This window comes from Streptosporangium sp. NPDC050855, from assembly GCF_044456585.1.
GTDB lineage: Bacteria > Actinomycetota > Actinomycetes > Streptosporangiales > Streptosporangiaceae > Streptosporangium > Streptosporangium longisporum.
Window position 1 is genome coordinate 1 of record NZ_JBITFY010000065.1, and the last position, 1,422, is coordinate 1,422.

The 1,422-nt window shown below is 64.2% G+C and carries 1 protein-coding gene; it reads left to right on the forward strand.

What is annotated here, in order from left to right:
* Nucleotides 1–73: 73 nt before the first annotated feature.
* Entirely contained in the window at nucleotides 74–1,384 is a 1,311-nt protein-coding gene (locus tag ACIBCT_RS40510) for an IS630 family transposase (RefSeq protein ID WP_399197369.1), read from the forward strand.
* The last annotated feature ends 38 nt before the right edge of the window (nucleotides 1,385–1,422 follow it).

Here is a 1,422-nt window from a genome sequence, read left to right on the forward strand (position 1 = left end):
CTAGTGTGATGCGCCGCAAATTCAGAGGGTAAGTTGCTACCATTTTCGGGTGTCGCATCCTGGACCTTCTGCCGTGGTGATCTCGCTGTCTGAGGACGAGCGTGCCGAGTTGGTGCGTCGGGCGGAGTCGCGGGACCGGAGAGCGGCCGAGCGGGCTCGGATCGTTCTGGCGTGCGCTGACGGTATGTCGAATGCTGCTGTCGCGCGACTTGTTGACGTCGAGGCGAAGACGGTGTCCAAGTGGCGTCGCAAGTTCGCGACGGAGCGACTGGCCGGCCTGCAGGATGCGGGCCGCATCGGTCGCCCGAAGGCCGATCTGGTCTTGAGTGATGCCGAGCGGGACCAGTTGACGCGCTGGGCCAGGCGGGCGAAGACCGCGCAGTACCTCGCGCTGCGGGCCAGGATCGTGCTGCGCTGCGCGGACTGCGGGACGAACCGGCAGGCCGCGATGGACCTGGGCATTGATGAGTCGACCGTCGAGCGCTGGCGGTCTCGGTTTATCGACAAGCGGCTGGACGGCTTGCAAGACGAGCCGCGTCCGGGCCGGCCCCCTTCGATCCTGCTCGACCAGGTCGAGGACGTGCTGGTGGCGACGTTGGAGTCCACACCGGGCAACGACACGCATTGGTCTCGGGCCTCGATGGCCACCCGCACGGGGCTGTCGAAGTCGACCATCGGGCGGATTTGGAAGAAGTTCGACCTCAAGCCGCACTTACAGGACAGCTTCAAGCTCTCCACCGACCCGCAGTTCGTGGACAAGGTGGTCGATGTCGTCGGGCTCTACCACAACCCGCCCGAGAAGGCGGTCGTGCTCTGTGTCGACGAGAAGTCCCAGATCCAAGCTCTGGACAGGTCCCAGCCGGTCCTGCCGATGATGCCGGGCATGCCCGAGCGCCGCACCCACGACTACCTGCGGCACGGCATCACCAGCCTGTTTGCGGCCTTCAACATCGCCGACGGCACCGTCATCGGCGAACTCCACAGGCGCCACCGAGCCCTTGAGTTCAAGAAGTTCCTGGTCACCATAGACAAGGCCGTCCCCGCCGAGCTCGACGTGCACCTGGTGTGCGACAACTACGCCACCCACAACACCGCCGAGATCAGAACCTGGCTGAGCCGGCACCCGCGCTTCCACGTCCACTTCACCCCGACCGGCTCGTCATGGATCAACCAGGTCGAGCGCTGGTTCGCACTACTGACCGACAAACTCCTCCGCCGCGGAGTCCACACCTCCGTCCAAGCCCTCGAAGATGACATCAAGGCCTGGATCGACACCTGGAACCAGGACCCCAGACCGTTCACCTGGACCAAGACCGCCGACGAGATCCTCAAGTCCCTCGCCGACTACCTCGCCAAGATCAACCCGCCCAGCCAACCATCATAGAAATAGTTACCCTTTGAATTTGCGGCGCAGGACACTAG